Source organism: Paenibacillus sp. PL2-23 (assembly GCF_040834005.1).
In the GTDB taxonomy this organism is placed as follows: Bacteria; Bacillota; Bacilli; order Paenibacillales; family Paenibacillaceae; genus Pristimantibacillus.
The window spans coordinates 1,509,175-1,526,636 of sequence record NZ_CP162129.1; the positions used below are offsets into that span (position 1 = coordinate 1,509,175).

The 17,462-nt window shown below is 55.6% G+C and carries 18 protein-coding genes and 1 riboswitch; of the genes, 5 read left to right on the forward strand and 13 right to left on the reverse strand.

Going from position 1 to position 17,462, the window contains the following annotated elements; genetic code table 11:
* Positions 1-65 precede the first annotated feature (65 nt).
* Positions 66-227: a hypothetical protein gene (locus tag AB1S56_RS06360; protein ID WP_340873257.1), complete on the reverse strand. Its 162-nt coding sequence runs from the start codon at positions 225-227 to the stop codon at positions 66-68.
* An 826-nt stretch (positions 228-1,053) separates the two neighbouring features.
* Between AB1S56_RS06360 and AB1S56_RS06365 the strand changes: the two genes are divergently transcribed.
* Positions 1,054-1,863: a GNAT family N-acetyltransferase gene (locus AB1S56_RS06365; RefSeq protein ID WP_340873258.1), complete on the forward strand. Its 810-nt coding sequence runs from the start codon at positions 1,054-1,056 to the stop codon at positions 1,861-1,863.
* 94 nt (positions 1,864-1,957) lie between these two features.
* Here AB1S56_RS06365 and thiD read toward each other — a convergent pair whose 3' ends face one another.
* Genes thiD through AB1S56_RS06420 form a run of 11 tightly spaced genes read right to left on the reverse strand, consistent with a single transcriptional unit; the run spans position 1,958 to position 11,327 of the window.
* Positions 1,958-2,788: a bifunctional hydroxymethylpyrimidine kinase/phosphomethylpyrimidine kinase gene (gene thiD, locus AB1S56_RS06370; RefSeq protein ID WP_340873260.1), complete on the reverse strand. Its 831-nt coding sequence runs from the start codon at positions 2,786-2,788 to the stop codon at positions 1,958-1,960.
* A 19-nt stretch (positions 2,789-2,807) separates the two neighbouring features.
* Positions 2,808-3,944 (reverse strand): glycine oxidase ThiO, encoded by a 1,137-nt coding sequence (gene thiO, locus AB1S56_RS06375; protein WP_340873261.1) that lies wholly within the window; start codon positions 3,942-3,944, stop codon positions 2,808-2,810.
* A 43-nt stretch (positions 3,945-3,987) separates the two neighbouring features.
* On the reverse strand, positions 3,988-4,770 hold the full coding sequence (locus AB1S56_RS06380; protein WP_340873263.1) for a thiazole synthase: 783 nt from the start codon (positions 4,768-4,770) through the stop codon (positions 3,988-3,990).
* 7 nt (positions 4,771-4,777) lie between these two features.
* Positions 4,778-4,978 (reverse strand): sulfur carrier protein ThiS, encoded by a 201-nt coding sequence (gene thiS, locus AB1S56_RS06385; RefSeq protein ID WP_340873264.1) that lies wholly within the window; start codon positions 4,976-4,978, stop codon positions 4,778-4,780.
* Positions 4,975-5,607 (reverse strand): thiamine phosphate synthase, encoded by a 633-nt coding sequence (gene thiE / locus AB1S56_RS06390; protein WP_340873265.1) that lies wholly within the window; start codon positions 5,605-5,607, stop codon positions 4,975-4,977. Before thiE ends, thiS begins: the two co-directional genes overlap by 4 nt.
* Before the next feature lie 27 nt (positions 5,608-5,634).
* Entirely contained in the window at positions 5,635-6,645 is a 1,011-nt protein-coding gene (locus AB1S56_RS06395) for a ThiF family adenylyltransferase (protein ID WP_340873266.1), read from the reverse strand.
* Between the two features lie 18 nt (positions 6,646-6,663).
* A complete protein-coding gene (locus AB1S56_RS06400; RefSeq protein WP_340873267.1) occupies positions 6,664-7,677 on the reverse strand; it encodes an ABC transporter substrate-binding protein in 1,014 nt (337 codons plus the stop codon).
* Positions 7,678-7,727: 50 nt separating this feature from the next.
* Positions 7,728-8,495, reverse strand: coding sequence for an ABC transporter permease (locus tag AB1S56_RS06405; RefSeq protein ID WP_340873270.1), 768 nt, complete (start codon positions 8,493-8,495; stop codon positions 7,728-7,730).
* On the reverse strand, positions 8,492-9,325 hold the full coding sequence (locus tag AB1S56_RS06410) for an ABC transporter ATP-binding protein (protein WP_340873272.1): 834 nt from the start codon (positions 9,323-9,325) through the stop codon (positions 8,492-8,494). Before AB1S56_RS06410 ends, AB1S56_RS06405 begins: the two co-directional genes overlap by 4 nt.
* The gene (gene tenA / locus AB1S56_RS06415; protein WP_340873275.1) at positions 9,322-9,993 is read right to left on the reverse strand and encodes a thiaminase II; all 672 of its coding nucleotides are present in this window, start codon (positions 9,991-9,993) and stop codon (positions 9,322-9,324) included. The genes AB1S56_RS06410 and tenA overlap by 4 nt, the downstream gene beginning before the upstream one ends.
* The gene (locus AB1S56_RS06420) at positions 9,990-11,327 is read right to left on the reverse strand and encodes an acetylornithine deacetylase (RefSeq protein ID WP_340873277.1); all 1,338 of its coding nucleotides are present in this window, start codon (positions 11,325-11,327) and stop codon (positions 9,990-9,992) included. Before AB1S56_RS06420 ends, tenA begins: the two co-directional genes overlap by 4 nt.
* A gap of 77 nt (positions 11,328-11,404) precedes the next feature.
* Positions 11,405-11,514: riboswitch (TPP riboswitch) on the reverse strand.
* A gap of 81 nt (positions 11,515-11,595) precedes the next feature.
* Here AB1S56_RS06420 and AB1S56_RS06425 point away from each other — a divergent pair.
* Positions 11,596-11,997 carry a metalloregulator ArsR/SmtB family transcription factor gene (locus AB1S56_RS06425; RefSeq protein WP_340873279.1) on the forward strand — a complete coding sequence of 134 codons (402 nt, stop codon included), beginning with the start codon at positions 11,596-11,598 and terminating at the stop codon, positions 11,995-11,997.
* 279 nt (positions 11,998-12,276) lie between these two features.
* Here the strand turns inward: AB1S56_RS06425 and AB1S56_RS06430 are convergent, their stop codons facing one another.
* On the reverse strand, positions 12,277-13,098 hold the full coding sequence (locus AB1S56_RS06430) for a helix-turn-helix domain-containing protein (protein ID WP_340873282.1): 822 nt from the start codon (positions 13,096-13,098) through the stop codon (positions 12,277-12,279).
* A gap of 309 nt (positions 13,099-13,407) precedes the next feature.
* On the opposite strand from AB1S56_RS06430, the gene tnpB reads away from it, so the two are divergent.
* The 3 genes from tnpB (at position 13,408) to AB1S56_RS06445 (ending at position 17,403) form a co-directional block, all read left to right on the forward strand.
* A complete protein-coding gene (gene tnpB / locus AB1S56_RS06435) occupies positions 13,408-14,496 on the forward strand; it encodes an IS200/IS605 family element RNA-guided endonuclease TnpB (RefSeq protein ID WP_367903437.1) in 1,089 nt (362 codons plus the stop codon).
* 208 nt (positions 14,497-14,704) lie between these two features.
* Positions 14,705-16,099, forward strand: a complete 1,395-nt coding sequence (locus AB1S56_RS06440) for an MATE family efflux transporter (protein WP_340869793.1) — start codon at positions 14,705-14,707, stop codon at positions 16,097-16,099.
* 227 nt (positions 16,100-16,326) lie between these two features.
* Complete coding sequence (locus AB1S56_RS06445) at positions 16,327-17,403, forward strand: cation diffusion facilitator family transporter (protein WP_340869598.1); 1,077 nt, start codon at positions 16,327-16,329, stop codon at positions 17,401-17,403.
* Positions 17,404-17,462 lie beyond the last annotated feature (59 nt).

Genomic DNA, 17,462 nt, shown 5'->3' on the forward strand with positions numbered 1-17,462 from the left:
CCCCCGTCCCAGCACGAATAGATGTTTCTGGCACGCTTAATGTTTCAGTGGTTAGCTCGCTGCCCTCATAAGTGCTCCTTGTTAATTTGCTCATTGCGGACCATCTGCTCCAGCTTCTCGACAAGTCTGTCGTGAACATCGTCCCGTCTCCGAAAGCCCCAGAATGCCTTCCGTTTCTCCTGTCTCAGCAGCTTCAGCAAATACAGCTTCTCCTTCAATGTGAGCATGGTGCCGCCTCCTTCCTGAGTACCGCTTCTTCCATCATTATATACGATATTGCTTGGCTGCGGGATGGACTAAAGTGTGACAATGTGTTCGAAGTGAGAAGTGAGCGAAGTAAGTTGAGTAAAGTAAGTAAAGTAAGTAGAGTGAAGTAAGTAGAGTATGTAGTGTGAAGTAATAGAGTGAAGTAAGTTGAGTAAGTAAGTAGAGTAAGTAGAGTGAAGTAAGTAGGGTGAAGTATTAGAGTGAAGTAAGTAGGGTGAAGTATTAGAGTGAAGTAAGTAGAGTAGACTAAATTAGATTTGAGTAGATTAGATTTGATTTGAGTAGAATACGGTTTGGACTATGGAGTGGGAGGTTTGCGGCGTTTGATAACAGGCAGCTTAGTACGGGATTACTGTGTGAGGGTGTTTTTACAATGCACTTTTTTGGACAATGTTTTCAAACTGCACTTTTCTTGACAACTCCACTACTCTAAATCCTGCAAATCCGCAGCAATTCAGGCCTGTGACCTTGGAATATATTCAAATTGATGTAGAGTGTGCAGGAATATAGCCTGTTGGTGGTCGGTAAATGGGTGGTTCTGCTGAAAATGATGTACAATCGCAGCAATCCCCCTCTTTTGAACATAAGGGTATCCAAAATAATGTAAAATCGCAGCAATTTCCTTCGCTTGAGCCAAGGGATGCAGAAACTCATGTATAATAGGATCAACATGTACACGTCACACCGCGCGTATCACACCGCACGTATCACACCGCATGTAAGGCAATAGCCGGCTGAGGGAGATTGGAATAATAAATCCGCCGACAATAAAGGAGAGTGGCTCGATTGCAATTTCCCGTGATAACCAAGGCGTTATCCGAGCGGCTGGAGGAGTCGGAATTGGATTATATGACCTCCAGAGTGATTGCCATCAAAGAACGCGACGGCAATCCGATGGGTGCTGAGGTGAAGAGATTTGGCGGGGCCACCGCCTTTTATGTGAAGGAAATGCCTTGGGGGAGCTTCAATACGGTGAAGGGGCTGGGCTCTGAGGATATCGGCTACGTGGATGACATCATTCGTTTCTTCCGAGAGCATAATAGGCCGTTTCAGTTTGAGATTATGCCCGCCAAGGCCAATGGAGAGCTGCTGGGTTACTTGTCTCAAAGGGGCTTCTATCAAAATGGCTTTCATACCACCATGTTCGGCGTTCCAGCCTTGCACTTGCCATCCTTCTCAAGCGGCATTACGATTCGTGAATTGAATAGGGATGAATTTGCCCTGTACGGACAATTGCATTGTCTAGGAACGGGATTAAACGTAAATGGAGCAAGCCATGTAGCGGATAACAATTCCATATTGTTTGACCGCCCTGGGTGGCGTTTCTTCATTGGCTTCGTAGAGGATCAGCCTGCAGGCGTTGCGGTTATGTATATCAACCATAATGTCGCGTCCTTGACCTTTGCCGCTACTGTTCCGGAGCTTAGGCGACGCGGGCTGCAAACGGCCTTCGTGCAGGAGAGGATACGTGAAGCTGCACGGGCGAGCTGCGAGCTCGTAGTCAGTCAATGTGCTTATGCATCCACCAGCCAAAATAACATGGAGAGATCGGGAATGAGGGTTGGCTACACAAGAGCGACCTGGGTAGGGAAATGATAATGGGATCGAGCTGCTAAGCATAGCCCAATAAAAAGCGACAGTCCTGGACGTCTAGCTCCTTGTCCTCGGCTGTCGCTGTTTCATTTCATCCTCAGGGCTGTGATTGCCGATAAGCCCAGTGGTTGGTTGGGCCGATGCCGCCGCCGATATGAATGCCGTCCTCGATCGCTGCCTGAATGAAGGCTTTGGCTTGGCTGACCGCTTCATGGGCGCTTAGCCCTTGGGCAAGTCCCGCTGTTAAAGCAGCCGAGAAGGTGCAGCCCGTTCCATGCGTGTGCATGGTGCAGACGCGCTTGGAGGAAAACTCGGTGAAGCTGGTTCCGTCATACAGCAGGTCAATCGCCTCGTGGCCGGTCTCATGACCGCCTTTCATAATCACATGGCGAATGCCGAGGTCGGCGAGCCGTCTGGCGGCGTCGCGTTTATCAGCGTCGCTCCTTATTGACATGCCGGTCAGCCGCTCGGCTTCAGGAATATTCGGGGTGACGAAGTCGACCAGGGGCAGCAGCTCCTTCTTGAAGGCCGCAAGCGCGGCGTCCTGAAGCAGCACGGAGCCGCCTTTGGCTACCATAACGGGGTCGACGATGACACGCGTCCACTTGAACTCTCTTAGGGAAGCGGCTACGGCTTCGATGATATCATGGCTGAACAGCATGCCCGTCTTCAGCGCGTCGACCCTGATATCGCTGCCGATGGACCGAATTTGCTCCGTTACGGCTTCGGGACTAAGCGGATAGACGGCTTGCACGCCCGTCGTATTCTGCGCGGTCACGGCTGTAATGGCTGACATGCCGAATACGCCGAGCTCCTGGAACGTCTTGAGATCGGCCTGAATGCCGGCGCCGCCGCCGCTGTCCGATCCGGCGATCGTCAGCGCGCAGGGAACCTGACGGCGCGAAGCATGCTTATTTATGCTCAACATGGTGGGAACCCCTCTCTCCTTACGATATAGCAAAGCGACGCGGCGAGAAATACGGATAATAGCTTGGCAAGGCGTTGTTCTGAATACGGTCGGCGACCAGCTTGGCTGTAATGGGACTCAGCAGTATGCCATTGCGGTAATGGCCCGCCGCGAACATCACTTGAGCTGTATGGTCGAGCTCGCCGAGGAACGGATAGCCATCCTGCGTAGAGGGTCTAAGTCCCGCCCATTGATGGAAGGGGACTCGAGACTCCAGCATCGGGACGGCGAGCTTGTTCCAGCCTCGCAGACGCTCGATGCCGCGTTCCGTTACAGTCGTATCGAAGCCCGCCACATCCTCCGAAGCGCCGCATACAAGCGTGCCGTTCGCTTTGGCCACCAAGTAGCCTTGATTGCCGAACAGCATATGGCGTACGGCTTGCCCGTTATGAGCAGCGTTGACTTCATCGAAGGCATAAGCGCATATTTGCCCTCGGATAGGATAGATGGGCAGCGGGATGCCGAAGGTGCCGGCAAGCTCCTGCGCCCAAGCGCCCGAGCAGACGACAAGGCGGTCGCCTTCAAAGCGTCGGCCATCCTTCGCCGCGAGCACGATGCCATCCCTCCACTGCTCTACCGACACTCCTCCCAGCTCATCGTGAATGGCGACGCCTAATGTCCGGCAGCCATCCTCCAGCGCTCTGACATAGTCAGGCGCATAGAGGTGGCTTTCTTCGGGCGTATACAGCGCCGCCTTCACCTGACGGGACAGCAGAGGCTCCATGTCGAATAAAGCGGCGCCATCCACGATCGTCCCCGTTGAGCCATGCTGCCGCTGCCATAGCAGCCTGCCCTCCAGCGCAAGCCGGTCAGCCTCGTGATAGGTCAGATAGAGACTGCCGGATTCCGAATATTGGAACGGTATCGCAGACTGCTCCCGAATACCCTTAATCCACGAGAGATAGAGGCGCAGACTGTCCAAGCATAATTGGAAAAAGGGATCGGGACCCTCCACGTTCTCTGAATAAGGCGCCAGCATGCCGGCCGCCGCTCCGGATGCCTGGCCGCCGCAGCGCGCGATTTCGAGCACCGTCGTTGAACAGCCTCGGCGTTGCAGCTCGAAGGCAACGGATAATCCGATAACGCCGCCGCCCATTATGATGATATTCTCGCTCATGTGCGTAACCAGCCCTCTATCTTCTGTCATAAGAATAATCAGTCTAAGTCAGCTTTAAGGAATCGTATCCACTGCTCGCCGTAGCGTATTTTTTCTTGGCGATTCGACCGGAAAGGTAGGATAGACGGCCGGCTTCAATCGCAAGCCGCATAGCTCTCGCCATACCGATAGGATCGCGCGCTTTGGCGACGGGCGTATTCATCAGCACGCCGGCGCAGCCGAGCTCCATCGCTTGGGTAACATCGCTTGCAGAGCCGAGCCCCGCATCGACGATAATAGGTACGCCGGCCTCTTCCACGATAAGGCCGATATGATAAGGATTAAGGATGCCGAGGCCAGTGCCGATCGGCGCTCCTCCGGGCATGACTGCCGCAGCCCCCGCTTCTTCAAGCCGCTTGCACAGAATAGGGTCGTCGGATGTATAGGGCAGCACGGTAAAGCCTTCCTTAACAAGCTGCTCCGTTGCTCGAAGCGTCTCGATGGGATCAGGCAGCAGCGTCCGTTCGTTGGCGCTGATCTCGACCTTCACCCAGTCGCTTAGCCCTGAGGCGCGGGCCAGCCGCGCGATGCGAACGGCTTCGTCAGCTGTACGCGCGCCCGATGTATTCGGCAGGAAGGTGAATTGCCCCGGCTCGATATGCTGCAGAATGGAGTCGTCCTCCGTCGCAGAGAGGTTGACGCGCCGAATGGCGAAGGTCAGCACCTCCGAGCCTGACGCCCGGATCGCTTCCTGCTGCACGTAGGGATTGGGGAACAAGCCGGTACCGAGGAACAAGCGGGAGCTCAGCTCCCGGCCTCCGATTTGCCATGTATCTGGTTGTGTCATCGTTTGCTTAACCTCCTCCTACAAAATGAACCAGCTCAACCCGGCTCTCCTCGCGGACATCGGTGGATGCCCATTGCTCTCTCGTCAGGACGACACCGTCGGCCTCGACGACAATCGGTTTGGCCAGCAGGTCGTAATGGGCCACAATATCTTCAATCGTTCGAACGTTCTCAAGCTTCTCGGTCTTGCCGTTGATGATGATGTTCATGGCGTCCCATTCCCTCCATTCAGCTTGCGCAGGAAGGCTTCGCAGGTGCCCTTGACATCGGGGCTGCCCACAATTTCGCTTACCGCACAAATTCGGGTAGCGCCGGCGGCGATAACCTCGTCCACATTATGCAGCTTAATGCCGCCAATCGCCACAAAGGGAATGCGAACGCGCTCTGCAACCTCGCGGACGTAGGCCACCGTTACGGGATCGACGACATCCGCCTTTGTTGCCGTAGGGAAGACGGGGCCAACGCCGATATAATCGGCACCCTGCTGCTCCGCGAGCAGAGCTTCCTCAATCGCATGCGTCGAGATGCCGATTATTTTGTCGCCGACCAGTCTTCGCGCCTCCACAAGAGGCACATCGCCTTGACCGAGATGAACGCCGTCGGCGTCTACCTCAAGCGCGATATCAATATGATCATTGACGATAAAAGTAACTTGGTATTGGCGAGTCAGCTCCCGAAGCGCCTTAGCCTTCTTCAGCAGCTCCTCGCGTCCGCTTGTTTTGTCGCGCAGCTGAATGATGTCGACGCCGCCCTTGATGGCCTCTTCCATCACGTCAATTAACTCCCGTCCAGGATGGAATACCTCGCCGGTAATGGCGTACAGCTGAAAGTCCTTCATGCCCTTCATCTCCTCTCTATGCTCAACTCAACTGCCGATATAACGGTCATAGATGACCTTGGCCCGGGTCAAATCGTCGGTTCCCTGCACCAGCACCCGGCCGTCAGGGAAGAGAACAAGCTTCTCCCCGTCCCCCAGCTCCGCGCGGAGCAGATAGGCATTCAACAGCAAGCTTGCCGCAACCGGCTTCAAGCGCTGCTCCCAAGCGGACAGATCGAGAGGGCCTTTGCTCGCGAACTGCACCGTTTCCCTGCCGCATAATGCGAGGGCTTCATCGCCTTCAGTCTGAAGCGCGGGGTATTGCTTCAACTGGCAGCAGGGGCAATCCTCGCGGGGCGCGCCGAGCTTCATCTCGAACAGGCGGTTGCCCCAAGCGTCAATGGAGAGCAGGCTGTCCCTGCGTGCTTCATGGTCGCCGACGAGAAACTTCAGCGCTTCGACCGCTTGGAAGGAGGCGACAATATCGACAATCGGCGAGATAACGCCGATCATATCACAGGTTTGCCCGCTGGAGTCGCCCGATGGCACGAAGCAGCGGAAGCATGGCGTCGCGCCAGGGACAAGCACCGCGCTCATGCCTCGGCTGCTGACGGCGCCTCCGTATATAAACGGTATACCTCGCTGGAAGCAGGCGTCATTCAGCAAGAAACGGGTTTGAAAATTATCCGTGCCGTCCAGCACAAGGTCTATATCTTCCAGCAGCGGCCCGATGGTATGGGCGGTCACATCCATGACGCGAGCGTCGATCCGCACATCGGAGTTGATGCGATTCAGTTTTTTTTGAGCGGCAATGACCTTGGGGTAGCCTTGTCTAACGTCGTCTTCATCATAAAGCAGCTGTCGCTGCAGGTTGCTGGCTTCCACGTAATCCCGGTCGACCATTCGGACGAAGCCGACGCCGGCTCTGACCATATGATTCGCGAGCACGGTGCCCAGCGCGCCCATGCCGATGATGCATACCGAGCTGCCCTGGAGCTTCAGCTGTCCTTCCTCTCCGATCGGACGGAATAACATTTGTCTTGAATACCGTTCCTTCATGGGTGCATCCCTTCTTGCCTACAAGTTCCGGAACGCTTGCTCCGGGTCTACCTCTTGCTTCAGCTGACCGTGCTCCTGCAGCCATTCCACAACCGACTGCCAGGTCTCCAGCGACTGGGAGCCGAACGGCTCATCGCCCGCATCCATAAGCGGCAGCAGCATGTCTAGGCTCAGCTTCTCGATGTCGGCGTCGAGCGGGTATTCGGTTTTTTGCTGATCGAGCAGTACTCCCAGCGCTTCCTCCGGATGCTCCGCTGTATACTGCTGGCCTTTGGCTGCGGCATCCAGGAATTTGCGGTACAGCTCCTGCTTCTCCTCCGCGCCGTCCTCGCTTGCGATCAGCACCAGCTCGTAGTAGCTTGGCACGCCGTATTGTGTGGGGTCAAAGGAAACGAGCTCGACGCCTTCCTTCTCCAGCAGCAGCTTCTCGTGATTAATGTAGCCGCCAACGATGGCGTCTACCTTGTTGGTCGTCATAGCCGGGATAAGGTCCCATCCAATATCCTGCAGGCCTAGAGAGGAGGCGTCTCCGCCGTCGGCCTTCACCATTGTGCTTACAATGGCTTCGTTCAGCGGGATGGAGGGAAAACCGACTCGCGCGCTGGTCAGCTCCTTCGGACTTTGAATGCCGCTGGACTTCAGCGCGAGGACATGGCTAAGCGGATGCCGAACGAATGCGGCAAGCGATACGACCGGGATATCCTCCGAGCGGGAAATCGCAACCTGCATCTGATAGCTGAGCGCCAGATCCGCTTTGCCTGTGGCGACGAGCTTAACGGCATCGTTGGTGCCTGCCGGCGTCTGCAGATTGACCTTCAGCCCGGCCTCCTCGAAGTACCCTTGCTCTTCAGCGGCGTACAGGAAGGTGTGTACGGCATTGGGGTACCAGTCCAGCAGAAGCGTCAGCTCCTGAAGCTCGCCGGCCTCTTGTTTGTTGGAGCCTGCCGAGCAGCCTGTGAGCAGCAGCGCGCCTGCGACGGCCAGCGACAGAGTGGTGCGAAGGAACGATAATGGATGCTTGTTGAATTTCATGAATGATTCATCTCCAGTTTCTATAGGTCTAAGGTTCAAAAATCATAGAATTAAGCGCGGCGATGGCCGAGCAGCAGCCGTTCGATTGCCAACACAGCCGCAAACAATCCGATGCCCATCAAGGAAAGCAGCAGCACGCCCCCGAATACGGCATCGCCGGCCAGCATATGGGAGGCTCGCTTGGTATACATGCCGATTCCCGCCTGGCCGCCAAGCCATTCACCCAGCGTCGCTCCGCCTACGCTGATCGCGGCCCCAAGCTTCAGGCCCGTGAAGAAGCCGGGCATGGCGGAGGGGAGCTTCCACTTCAGGAACAGCTGTCCTGCAGTCGCGCCCATCGTCCGAAGCAGATCGCCAGTGTCTGCATCGGCGCGGCGGAAGCCAGCCGCAGTGTTCACCGCAATCGGGAAGTAGGTGAACAGGATAACGACAGCTACCTTGCTGCCAAGCTCATAGCCGAACCACATCACCATGATCGGTGACAACGCAACAATCGGAATCGTCTGGGAAGCGACGATTAGCGGATAGAGCGTGCGCTCGGCCAGACGGGACCGATCGATCCAGATGGCCGTCAGCAGCCCCAGCAAGGTGGAAAGGCCGAGGCCAAGCACCGCCTCCCACAAGGTAACGAAGAAGTGTCGCAGCAGCGGCTGACGATCCTCCCAGATGGCGGCGAGCACATCGGACAGTCTAGGTATCACATAATGCGGGATGCCTGCCAGCGGAGGGCCAAGCTCCCACAAGCCGGCAAGCAGCGCGGCGAACAGCAGAAGCGGTCCATTCGCGCGAGCCGCCGGAAGCAGCTTCTTCATCATCATCGCGTCACCGCCTCCTTGGCGGGCGGGCTAAGCGGATCCCGCTGCTCATACAAGTGAAGCAGCTGCCGCTTGAGCTCGATGAAGGCCGGGTCCAGCACCAGCGATGAATGACGAGGGCGCGGCAGCGGAACGTGAAGCTCGCGGAAGGAAACCACCGGCGCATGTGAGGCGACGAGCACCCGATCCGACAGCAGCAGCGCTTCATCCACATCATGAGTAATAAATAAGACCGTCTTGCGATGCTGCTCCCAGGTTTGCAAGAGCCACTCCTGCATGGAGGAGCGCGTCATGGCATCCAGCGCACCAAACGGTTCGTCCAGCAGCAGCAGCTCGCCCCCTCCCAGCAGGGAGCGGAGGAACGATACGCGCTGGCGCATGCCCCCGGACAACTCATGCGGATATTTGCGTTCCGTCCCGCCAAGTCCCATGCCCGGCAGCAGCTCCAGCACCTTGCGCCGCGCTTCTCGGCGCGCCACGCCTCTGAGCTCAAGTCCGATCGCAGCGTTATCCAGTACGGTACGCCAGGGCATCAGTCCGTCACGCTGCGGCATGTAGCCGATTCTCCCTTGCCTGACCGCTTCGGCGATGTCCAACCTCTCTGCGCCGAAGCCAATGGAGCCTTGCTCGGCAGGGAGGAGACCGGAGATGAGACGGAACAGCGTTGTTTTGCCCAGACCGCTCGCAGCCAGCAGGCTGACGAACTCTCTCTCCTGAAGCTCGAAGCTTAATCCCTCGAACAGCGGCCGCTCATCACCGGGGTAACGGAAGACGAGGCCGTTCACGGCTAACGCGGCAGGTTTCTTCCATGGCGCTAGGCCGTTGTGGCTCACACCGGCCACTCCTCAAGCCGGTATGCCATATCCCAGAACAGATATTCCAGCCGGGAGGTCGTCAGGAAATGCTCCTCCAGCAGCGCCAGCTCACGCTCAGGCAGACCGTCGGCCAGCTTGTTCATCTGTCCGATGCACCAGTCGGTCAGCTGTCCGAACTCCTCCGAGCTGTACATCAGAATCCATTCCCGGAACAGCGGATGCTCCAGCGCTTCTGGAATGGCCGCCAGCGCGACGCCAATCTCGCGATAGCTCCACATGCAGGGCAGCAGAGCGGCCAAAACCTGGGCAAGCGAGCCGCTCGCAGCCACATCCAGCATGTATTTGGTGTAGGTGATGGTTGTCGGCGCAGCCTTGGTCCCCTCCAGCTCCTCCCTGGTGACTCCGAACCGCTCGGCGTATTGGCGGTGAAGCTCCATCTCGACATGCAGAGTGGAATGGTACAGCTCCGCGAATTTGTGCATCGTCTCCAAATCAGGGGATTTGACGCTTGCAAGCGCGAACAGCTTGGCATAGTCAATGAGGTATACGTAATCTTGCTTCAAGTAATAGATGAATCGGTCAGCGCTTAACGAACCATTCCTAAGCTCGGTCAGGAACGGGTGCGCGTGGCTGCGATCCCAGATCGGCTTGCTGGCTTGATAGAGCCGCTCGCTGAATAAGGTCATGACAATCCCATCCTTTCTTGTGAGTAGCTTGGTTGAGGCGAGGACGGCTTCGGCGTATTACACCACTCCACAATAAAAGCCAGCATCACTTGCGCGTACCGGACAAGCTCCTCCATACTTGCGCTTTCATTAACGGCATGGGCTTGGCGCAGCTCGCCGGGACCGTAGATGACGGTTGGAATGCCCGCTCGGGCGATCCATCCGGCATCGGTGACGGTAGGGCTCATGCCGATCTCCGGGGCGGCGCCGACCAGCGCCTCATGGCTGCGGGCGAGCCCCTGCAAGCCTGCCGCATGACGGTCCAGCGCGAGCGACGGGAATATCTCGCCGCGTTCCTCCAGCATGGAGCGTCCGCCCCAACGGAAGCTTGGCGGATGGCTGCGGAGCCATGGGTCTCCATCTGCTACTCGCAGCAGATGGTCCTCAATCTCTTGGGTAACCTCTTCGAAATCCTCATCGGGGTAGAAGTGAACCGTGATCCATAACGCGCAGCGATCCGCGATAAAGGCGGCATGCCGTCCCCCTTCAATGACGGCGGGGTTAATCGTGTTGGAGCCTGCTGGGAAGCCGGGGTAAGACTTTGTCACGGCCCAATGCCTCTCCAGCTCCTGCAGTCCGTTAATAAGCTTCATCATCTTCTCGATGGCGCTGGCTCCCTGGACGCCGCCGCCTGCATGGATGAGCTTGGCGCGCATGCCGTCGTGGAACGTCTCCGGGCTTTGAATCGTAATCCAGCCGGTAATAACGCCGCCCTGCCCCTGAATCGCAAGGGAGCTTGTGTCGGCCACAATCGCGAAGTCGGCCTCACAGCCTCTTTCCATGCAAGCCCGAGTGCCGGCTTCGCCGGCTTCCTCACCAATAACGGACTGGAAGAGCAGGTCTCCACGGAGCTCGACCTCTTGCTCCCGCAGCAGTCCAAGAACGAATAAGAGAGCGGCAAGTCCGCCCTTCATATCGGATACGCCTCTGCCGTATAGGCGGCCATCCTCCAGAGACAGCGTGAAGGGATCACGCTTCCAACCGGAGGGATCGCCGACCTCGGCAACGTCAATATGGCCGTTAAGCAGCAGGCTGTTGTATTGGGCGCTGTGGGAGCCGCACTTGACAGCCGTTACATTAGGATCGCCGGGATAGACCTCCCAGAGTGAGGTTTCGAACCCGCATGCCGCGAGCTGGGACTCTACATATTGCTGAGCCTCCGCGGTGTTGCGGGCGGGTGGACTTACTGTGGGGAAGGCGACCAGCCGCTCCAGCAAGGCGAATAATTCGTCTTGACGGGATTCGGCGAGCGCCTGCAGTTGTTGAATGAGCTGCTGCGAAGCTTGTTGCTGCATAATTCCTCATGCACCTCCTAGATCGATGACCAGGACAGCGCCGGACATAGAAAAAACCATTCGAGAATAAACGAATGGCTTCAATTCGACTTGTTCTCTACGCCAGCATTACCTGGTTCAGATTAACGGTCAGGGAAACCAGTTCCCAATCTCAGCCAGACTTCATCCAGCCCCCGTACGATATTTAATTAGCTGTCACCACTATAAACCAGGTAACGGGAAAATGGCAATAACATTTTGGAGTAATATGCTATAATGAGCTTTAACGATGATAGGTTTGGTGGGATGGGTCATGACGATTACGGAGAACGGCACGCGGTCAGCGGCTTGTGATGATCCGTGCGGCGGTACGGAAGCGGATATTGGCAGCGTAAAGGACAAGCTGGTGGACGACCATACAGCCGTGGAGCTTGCGGATCTGTTCAAGGCGCTGGGAGACCCCACGCGCATACGGATTCTGCACGCCCTGCTGCAGTCGGAGCTGTGCGTGCATGATCTGACCGAGGTGCTGGAGATGGGGCAGTCGGCGATCTCCCACCAGCTGAGGCTGCTTCGCAACATGAGAATCGTGAAACGGCGCAAGGTCGGCAAAACCGTCTATTATTCACTGGACGACGACCACGTCGAGCAGCTTATCGTCCTCACGCTTCAGCACCTGAGACATGAATAACTGCAGAAACGGCCGCACGCCATCGCTTAGCGCTTCTAATAGAGGCTGGGCGATGGCTTTTTTTGGCGCGTTGGCAGAAATGGTGACTCACGCAGTGAAACTAATGGAAACCTCCTCGACTGATCCACTCATCCTCTACATGCAGTTGTGCAGTTAATTTCCTGAAAATGCTTATTATGCTTCAAATTAACTGCAGGTTCTGCAGCTCATTATCGCATTTGTGGCCAACTTTGTAATGTGAGCATTTCCATTCCAAAGCTGCTGCCTCACTTCCTCGGCTTAACTAAGGGAAAACCGCTGGCGGTACTCGCGAGGAGAGAGCCCCTCAAATCGGGAAAAGCAGGTCGCGAAGTAAGCCGCTTGGTTGAAGCCGACCTCCTCAGCTACGCGCGAGACGGACAAGTCCGTCTGCAGCAGAAGCAGCTTGGCTTGCTGGATGCGGAACCGCAGCAGATAGTCGAACGGCGAGCAGCCGAATTCCTGCTTCATGCAGCGGGCGATGTAGACGGGGTGGAAGTTGATGCTCTCCCCCAGCGATTGTGCTGTAATGTTTTCTCGGTAGTGCTGCCGCAGGTAAGAAGCGGCCCTCTCCGCACAAGCGAGCGCCGGCGTTGGTGAACGGGCTTCGACGGAGGCGGAGAGCAGGTCGATCACCTCCTGGAACACGAGCTGCTGCTTCCAGCGCACGCCGTGGATATGGTCGTTGATGCTCATCTGCGCCAATTGCGGAAGCTTGCTCTCCAGCAAGGCAAGGCTGGCAGCCTTGGCGAATTGGGGCAGACGCTTCACGAATGTGCGCGGGGCGAACTGCTCAGCCGCGGGGATCGGCTCCGCCGAATCGCTGAGTCTGGCCGGCGTCAGGGGGAAATCCGCATAGGACCATTCGCCAAGAGTGCGGAAGTGCGCCCAATAATATTCGGTATCCTCTTCACATGCTTGAGTGGGATAATGCTCCGCGTCGGGCCTCAGAATGAGCATATGCCCCGCGCGCACCTCGTAATGACGATCCTCTTCCCCCATATACAAGCAGCCCTTCATGACAACAATGAGATCAAATACGCCAATTGCTCTCCGGCTGGGATGCCGTCGTCCCGGAGGCATGACGGTGTGTCCGCCTATAATGTAGTGAGGCAGCGGTGGAACAGTCAGCTCAATTAGGCTCAGTTACAATCCCTCCACGTCAGGTTGGAATAATGAAAGTTTCGGTTGAAAATTTGAACCATCCTTTTCAGTATACCATTTATCATAGACATCGAGAATACCCCTGCATCTAAGCTACCTTACTAACGAAGTGAGAGTGTAGGCAGGGGATGAATCGGGAATTTTGCTCATGGATAGACACGAACATTTGTGCTATAATTGGAATGAGTTAACATTCATCTCTTTTGCAGCGAGGTGACGAATCAGACGATGCTCCAGCATAAAGCCTTCAAATTTCGGATCTATCCTAGTCATGTACAAATCATGCAACTGCGCAAAACGTTGGGTTGCTGCCGTTTTGTGTTCAACCACCTCCTATCAAAATGGAGTCAGATCTATCAGGCTACAGGCAAAGGTTTGTCTTATAACGCCTGTGCATCTCAGCTTCCTGACATGAAGCGCGAGTGGTCTTGGTTGAAAGAAGTGGATAGCATTGCCCTGCAGTCAGCTGTGCGAAACTTGGCTGACGGATATCAGCGCCACTTCAACAAGCAAAATGAACGACCTCGCTTCAAGAGTCGAAAGCATCCCGTACAAAGCTATACGACGCGATATACGAACGGGAACATTGCCGTGAAGGGAAACCGTCTGCAACTTCCCAAGCTAGGCTGGGTACCCTATGCCAAGTCAAGGGAGATCGAAGGCCGGATCCTATCCGCTACCGTACGACTAGCCCCAAGCGGCAAATGGTTTGTATCGTTGGTATGCGAGGTTGACATCCAGCCTCTTCCTTTAACGGACAGCATACTTGGCATTGACGTGGGTATCAAGTATCTTGCCGTGCCTTCGGAAGGTCCTGCAATGGATAATCCAAGATATACATTGCGATATGAACGGCTGCTCACGAAATGGCAGCGCATCCTTGCAAGAAGGAAACAAGGCGGAAGTAACTGGTCTAAAGCGAAAAGAAAAGTCGCCCTCATCCATGAAAGGATTCGAAATAGCCGATTAGACGCGATGCATAAGCAGACGACGAAATGGATCCGTGAAAACCAAACGATCTGTCTCGAGGACTTACGCATTGCTAACATGATGAAACAACAACACCTCGCCAAACACATAGCAGATGCTTCCTGGGGCGAAATGAGCCGACAACTGCATTATAAAGCCAAGTGGTATGGCCGAACGGTCAAAGAAACACCGGTTTTTGCGCCAACGAGTCAAACCTGTCACATCTGTGGGAACAAGCAAGCAGAAGTGAGAGATTTGAGCGTGCGGGAATGGACATGTTCATCCTGCCAAACACCACATGACCGAGATTGGAATGCGGCACAAAACATAAAGGCCATGGCCCAGTAATGAACAAAATAGGAACTGTGGGAACCGCAGGGATCGCTTGGTGTACGATATTTTGAAAGGAAATATCGCTACGACTTTGCTCCGTGAGGAGCAACAACCCAAGAATCCTCCACCTCTTAGGTGGCGGGAGTGTTCAAAATTCAATATGAAATGGAGCGAAGAAGAGCCCTCCGCCGGGCTTAGCGATTCGCGCTGGAGGATGGGGAGCATGAAGGATAACGTCAAAAAACTGACCCTGTGGGCGCTCGCCTGGCCAATCTTCATTGAGCTGTTTCTGCAGTTTCTGCTTGGAGCGGCGGACACGCTGATGGTCAGCCGCATTTCGGACGACGCGGTTGCCGTCGTCGGTTTTTCAAATCAGTTGTTTTCAGCGATGATGACGTTGTTCGTGACGGTGGCGAGCGGAGCGGGCATTCTGATTGCACAGAAGCTGGGGGCGGGCAAAGCCGAGGATGCCCGTACGCTTGGCATTATGTCCTTAACTGTAAGCGGCGGTATCGGACTTGCCATTAGTGTCTTGCTTTATTTGTTCCCCCGCCAGATCTCGGCATGGCTGCAGCTGCCGGAGGAGCTGCTGCCGCTTGCGGAAACATATGTCTCCATCGTGGGAGGGGGCATGGTGCTGGTCGCCATGATGTCGGCGCTCAGTACAGCCATCCGCAACACCGGCAATACGAAGGGACCGATGTACATCGCGATTGGCATGAACGTGGTGCATGTGGCGTTGAACTACGCCTTTATTTTCGGAGCGTGGGGATTTCCCGAATGGGGCTTGCTGGGCGTTGCATTGTCCACCGTCATTTGCCGGCTGCTCGCGGTGCTGGTGCTCTTATTTATGTTCCTGCATACCTTCGCCCGTCCTATTCGAATTCGCGACTTGGCGCTGTTCGACCGTGGTTTGTTCGGTGAAATTATCCGGATTGGGTGGCCGCTCGGCGTCAATATGTCCTGTTGGGTATTCTCGCAGCTGGCTATCTATACGTACATTGCAATGATTGGTGCGGCGGAGCTTGCGGCGCGAACCTATATGAATACGCTGGAGTCGTTCTGCTTCATGCTTGGCTATTCCATTGCGTTGGCGCTGCAAATCCAGATTGCCCTCCTGTTCGGGGCGGGGCGAATGAAGGAGGCGTATCGGACGTCGTTCCGCGCGCTGGGCATAGGGCTTGGCCTCGTATTCGTGAACGCGGTCGTTATCTATGCGATCGGCAAGCCGGTGCTTGGGCTGCTCACGGAGGATGAGGCGATTATCGCATTCGGCGTGTCGCTGCTGGGACTTAATATACTGCTGCAGCCGGGCAAAATGCTTAATATGGCGATTCAAAACGCCCTGAACGCTGTAGGCGACACCAGATTTACGATGTGGATTTCGCTCGGCTCACTGTCAATCGTCGCAACCGGTGTCTCGTATTGGTTCGGAATCGGGCTTGGCTGGGGGCTGGCCGGTATTTATGCCGCGATGATCTTGGACGAATACATTCGCGGAGCGCTGGCGCTTATGAGATGGCGAGGACGCAAGAAGCTGCGCGCTGCGGCCGGCGATATGGCGGATGAGAGAGCGCCGGTGTCGAGCATTCGCCATGATGGGGTATTGGAGGTATAACGATTTGAACCCGCAGAGATGCGGGTTTTTTTCAAATTACCAGAAAGTATAAGTTTTCTCTATACTGGGCTTATATTTCAACGCGAAACGTATGATTCACACGGTTTAGGGGATTAGTAAAAAGTGGTTGCGGGATTGGTGAAGCAATTATATAATACATATGAGCATGTATTCATATATTAGCAATGGCTGGTCAGCATGCAAGCTGACGGCAAGGAGGGATAGTCGTGAGCCATCATAACGATTCTGTAAACACTCATACACACGCCCAAGGCGATAGCTGCAATCACTCACATAGTCAGGAACAGACACATAGCCGTGAGCAGACTCATAGCCATACACACGCACACTGTCACGGGGACGGGCACAGTCACAATGGCGCGCACAGCCATGACCACGGCCACCATCATGGCCACCTCGGCCATCATCATCACGGGCCGAACAACAAGGCGGGGCTGACGATCGCGCTTCTCATCACCTCAGGCATTATGTTTCTTGAATGTATTGGAGGTCTGGTGACCGGCTCGCTGGCGCTGCTGTCCGACTCCGGCCATATGCTGAGCGACGCGGGGGCGCTTGCGCTGAGCCTCGTAGCCATGTGGTTCGCGGCGAAGCCGGCTTCGCCGAACAAGACGTACGGCTATTATCGGTTCGAAATATTGGCGGCGCTGCTGAACGGCGTCACGTTATTCGTTATCGCGGGCTTCATTATAGCGGAAGCGATCGAGAGGTTTCAGCATCCCCCTGAGGTGGCCAGCGGCACCATGATGCTTATTGCGTCAATCGGTCTGTTGGCTAATCTAATCAGCGCGTGGGTGCTGATGCGCAAAGGCGATGTGCATGGCAATCTGAACGTGCGAAGCGCGTATTTGCATATTTTGGGCGATGCCTTAGGCTCGGTTGGGGCGATTGCTGCAGGGCTGCTTATGCTAGCTTTCAATTGGTACATTGCCGATCCTATCATAAGCGTTGTTGTCGCACTGCTTATTCTGAAGAGCGCATGGGGAGTGATACGCTCGACGATTCATATTCTGATGGAGGGCACGCCTGTTACAATTGATACCGCCAAGGTGAATGAAGCGCTGCTCGCAATTGAGGGCGTCAAGGATGTACACGATTTGCACATATGGACCATTACGTCAGGACTGGATTCCCTATCCTGTCATCTACTCATCGAGGACAGCGCAAGCAGCCAGAAGGTGCTGCAGGAGGCGGTGAAGCGAATCGAGGAAACGTTCCAAATCCAGCATACTACCATTCAAGTGGAGAAATCGCAGCTGCAGCATTCGGAAATGAAGGTTTGACCCTTGGAAAAAACGGCATTCCACTCGCGTTAAGCGATTCGGAATGCCGTTTCTTTTTT

What these genes read in the sequence shown, in the direction of transcription:
- AB1S56_RS06405 (WP_340873270.1), bottom strand. Translation starts at nt 8,495, where the DNA reads ATGATGATGAAGAAGCTGCTTCCGGCGGCTCGCGCGAATGGACCGCTT.
- AB1S56_RS06420 (WP_340873277.1), bottom strand. Translation starts at nt 11,327, where the DNA reads ATGCAGCAACAAGCTTCGCAGCAGCTCATTCAACAACTGCAGGCGCTC.
- AB1S56_RS06400 (WP_340873267.1), bottom strand. Translation starts at nt 7,677, where the DNA reads ATGAAATTCAACAAGCATCCATTATCGTTCCTTCGCACCACTCTGTCG.
- AB1S56_RS06425 (WP_340873279.1), top strand. Translation starts at nt 11,596, where the DNA reads ATGATAGGTTTGGTGGGATGGGTCATGACGATTACGGAGAACGGCACG.
- thiO (WP_340873261.1), bottom strand. Translation starts at nt 3,944, where the DNA reads ATGAGCGAGAATATCATCATAATGGGCGGCGGCGTTATCGGATTATCC.
- AB1S56_RS06380 (WP_340873263.1), bottom strand. Translation starts at nt 4,770, where the DNA reads ATGACACAACCAGATACATGGCAAATCGGAGGCCGGGAGCTGAGCTCC.
- AB1S56_RS06360 (WP_340873257.1), bottom strand. Translation starts at nt 227, where the DNA reads ATGCTCACATTGAAGGAGAAGCTGTATTTGCTGAAGCTGCTGAGACAG.
- AB1S56_RS06395 (WP_340873266.1), bottom strand. Translation starts at nt 6,645, where the DNA reads ATGAAGGAACGGTATTCAAGACAAATGTTATTCCGTCCGATCGGAGAG.
- AB1S56_RS06440 (WP_340869793.1), top strand. Translation starts at nt 14,705, where the DNA reads ATGAAGGATAACGTCAAAAAACTGACCCTGTGGGCGCTCGCCTGGCCA.
- thiE (WP_340873265.1), bottom strand. Translation starts at nt 5,607, where the DNA reads ATGAAGGACTTTCAGCTGTACGCCATTACCGGCGAGGTATTCCATCCT.
- tnpB (WP_367903437.1), top strand. Translation starts at nt 13,408, where the DNA reads ATGCTCCAGCATAAAGCCTTCAAATTTCGGATCTATCCTAGTCATGTA.
- AB1S56_RS06430 (WP_340873282.1), bottom strand. Translation starts at nt 13,098, where the DNA reads ATGCCTCCGGGACGACGGCATCCCAGCCGGAGAGCAATTGGCGTATTT.
- thiD (WP_340873260.1), bottom strand. Translation starts at nt 2,788, where the DNA reads ATGTTGAGCATAAATAAGCATGCTTCGCGCCGTCAGGTTCCCTGCGCG.
- thiS (WP_340873264.1), bottom strand. Translation starts at nt 4,978, where the DNA reads ATGAACATCATCATCAACGGCAAGACCGAGAAGCTTGAGAACGTTCGA.
- tenA (WP_340873275.1), bottom strand. Translation starts at nt 9,993, where the DNA reads ATGACCTTATTCAGCGAGCGGCTCTATCAAGCCAGCAAGCCGATCTGG.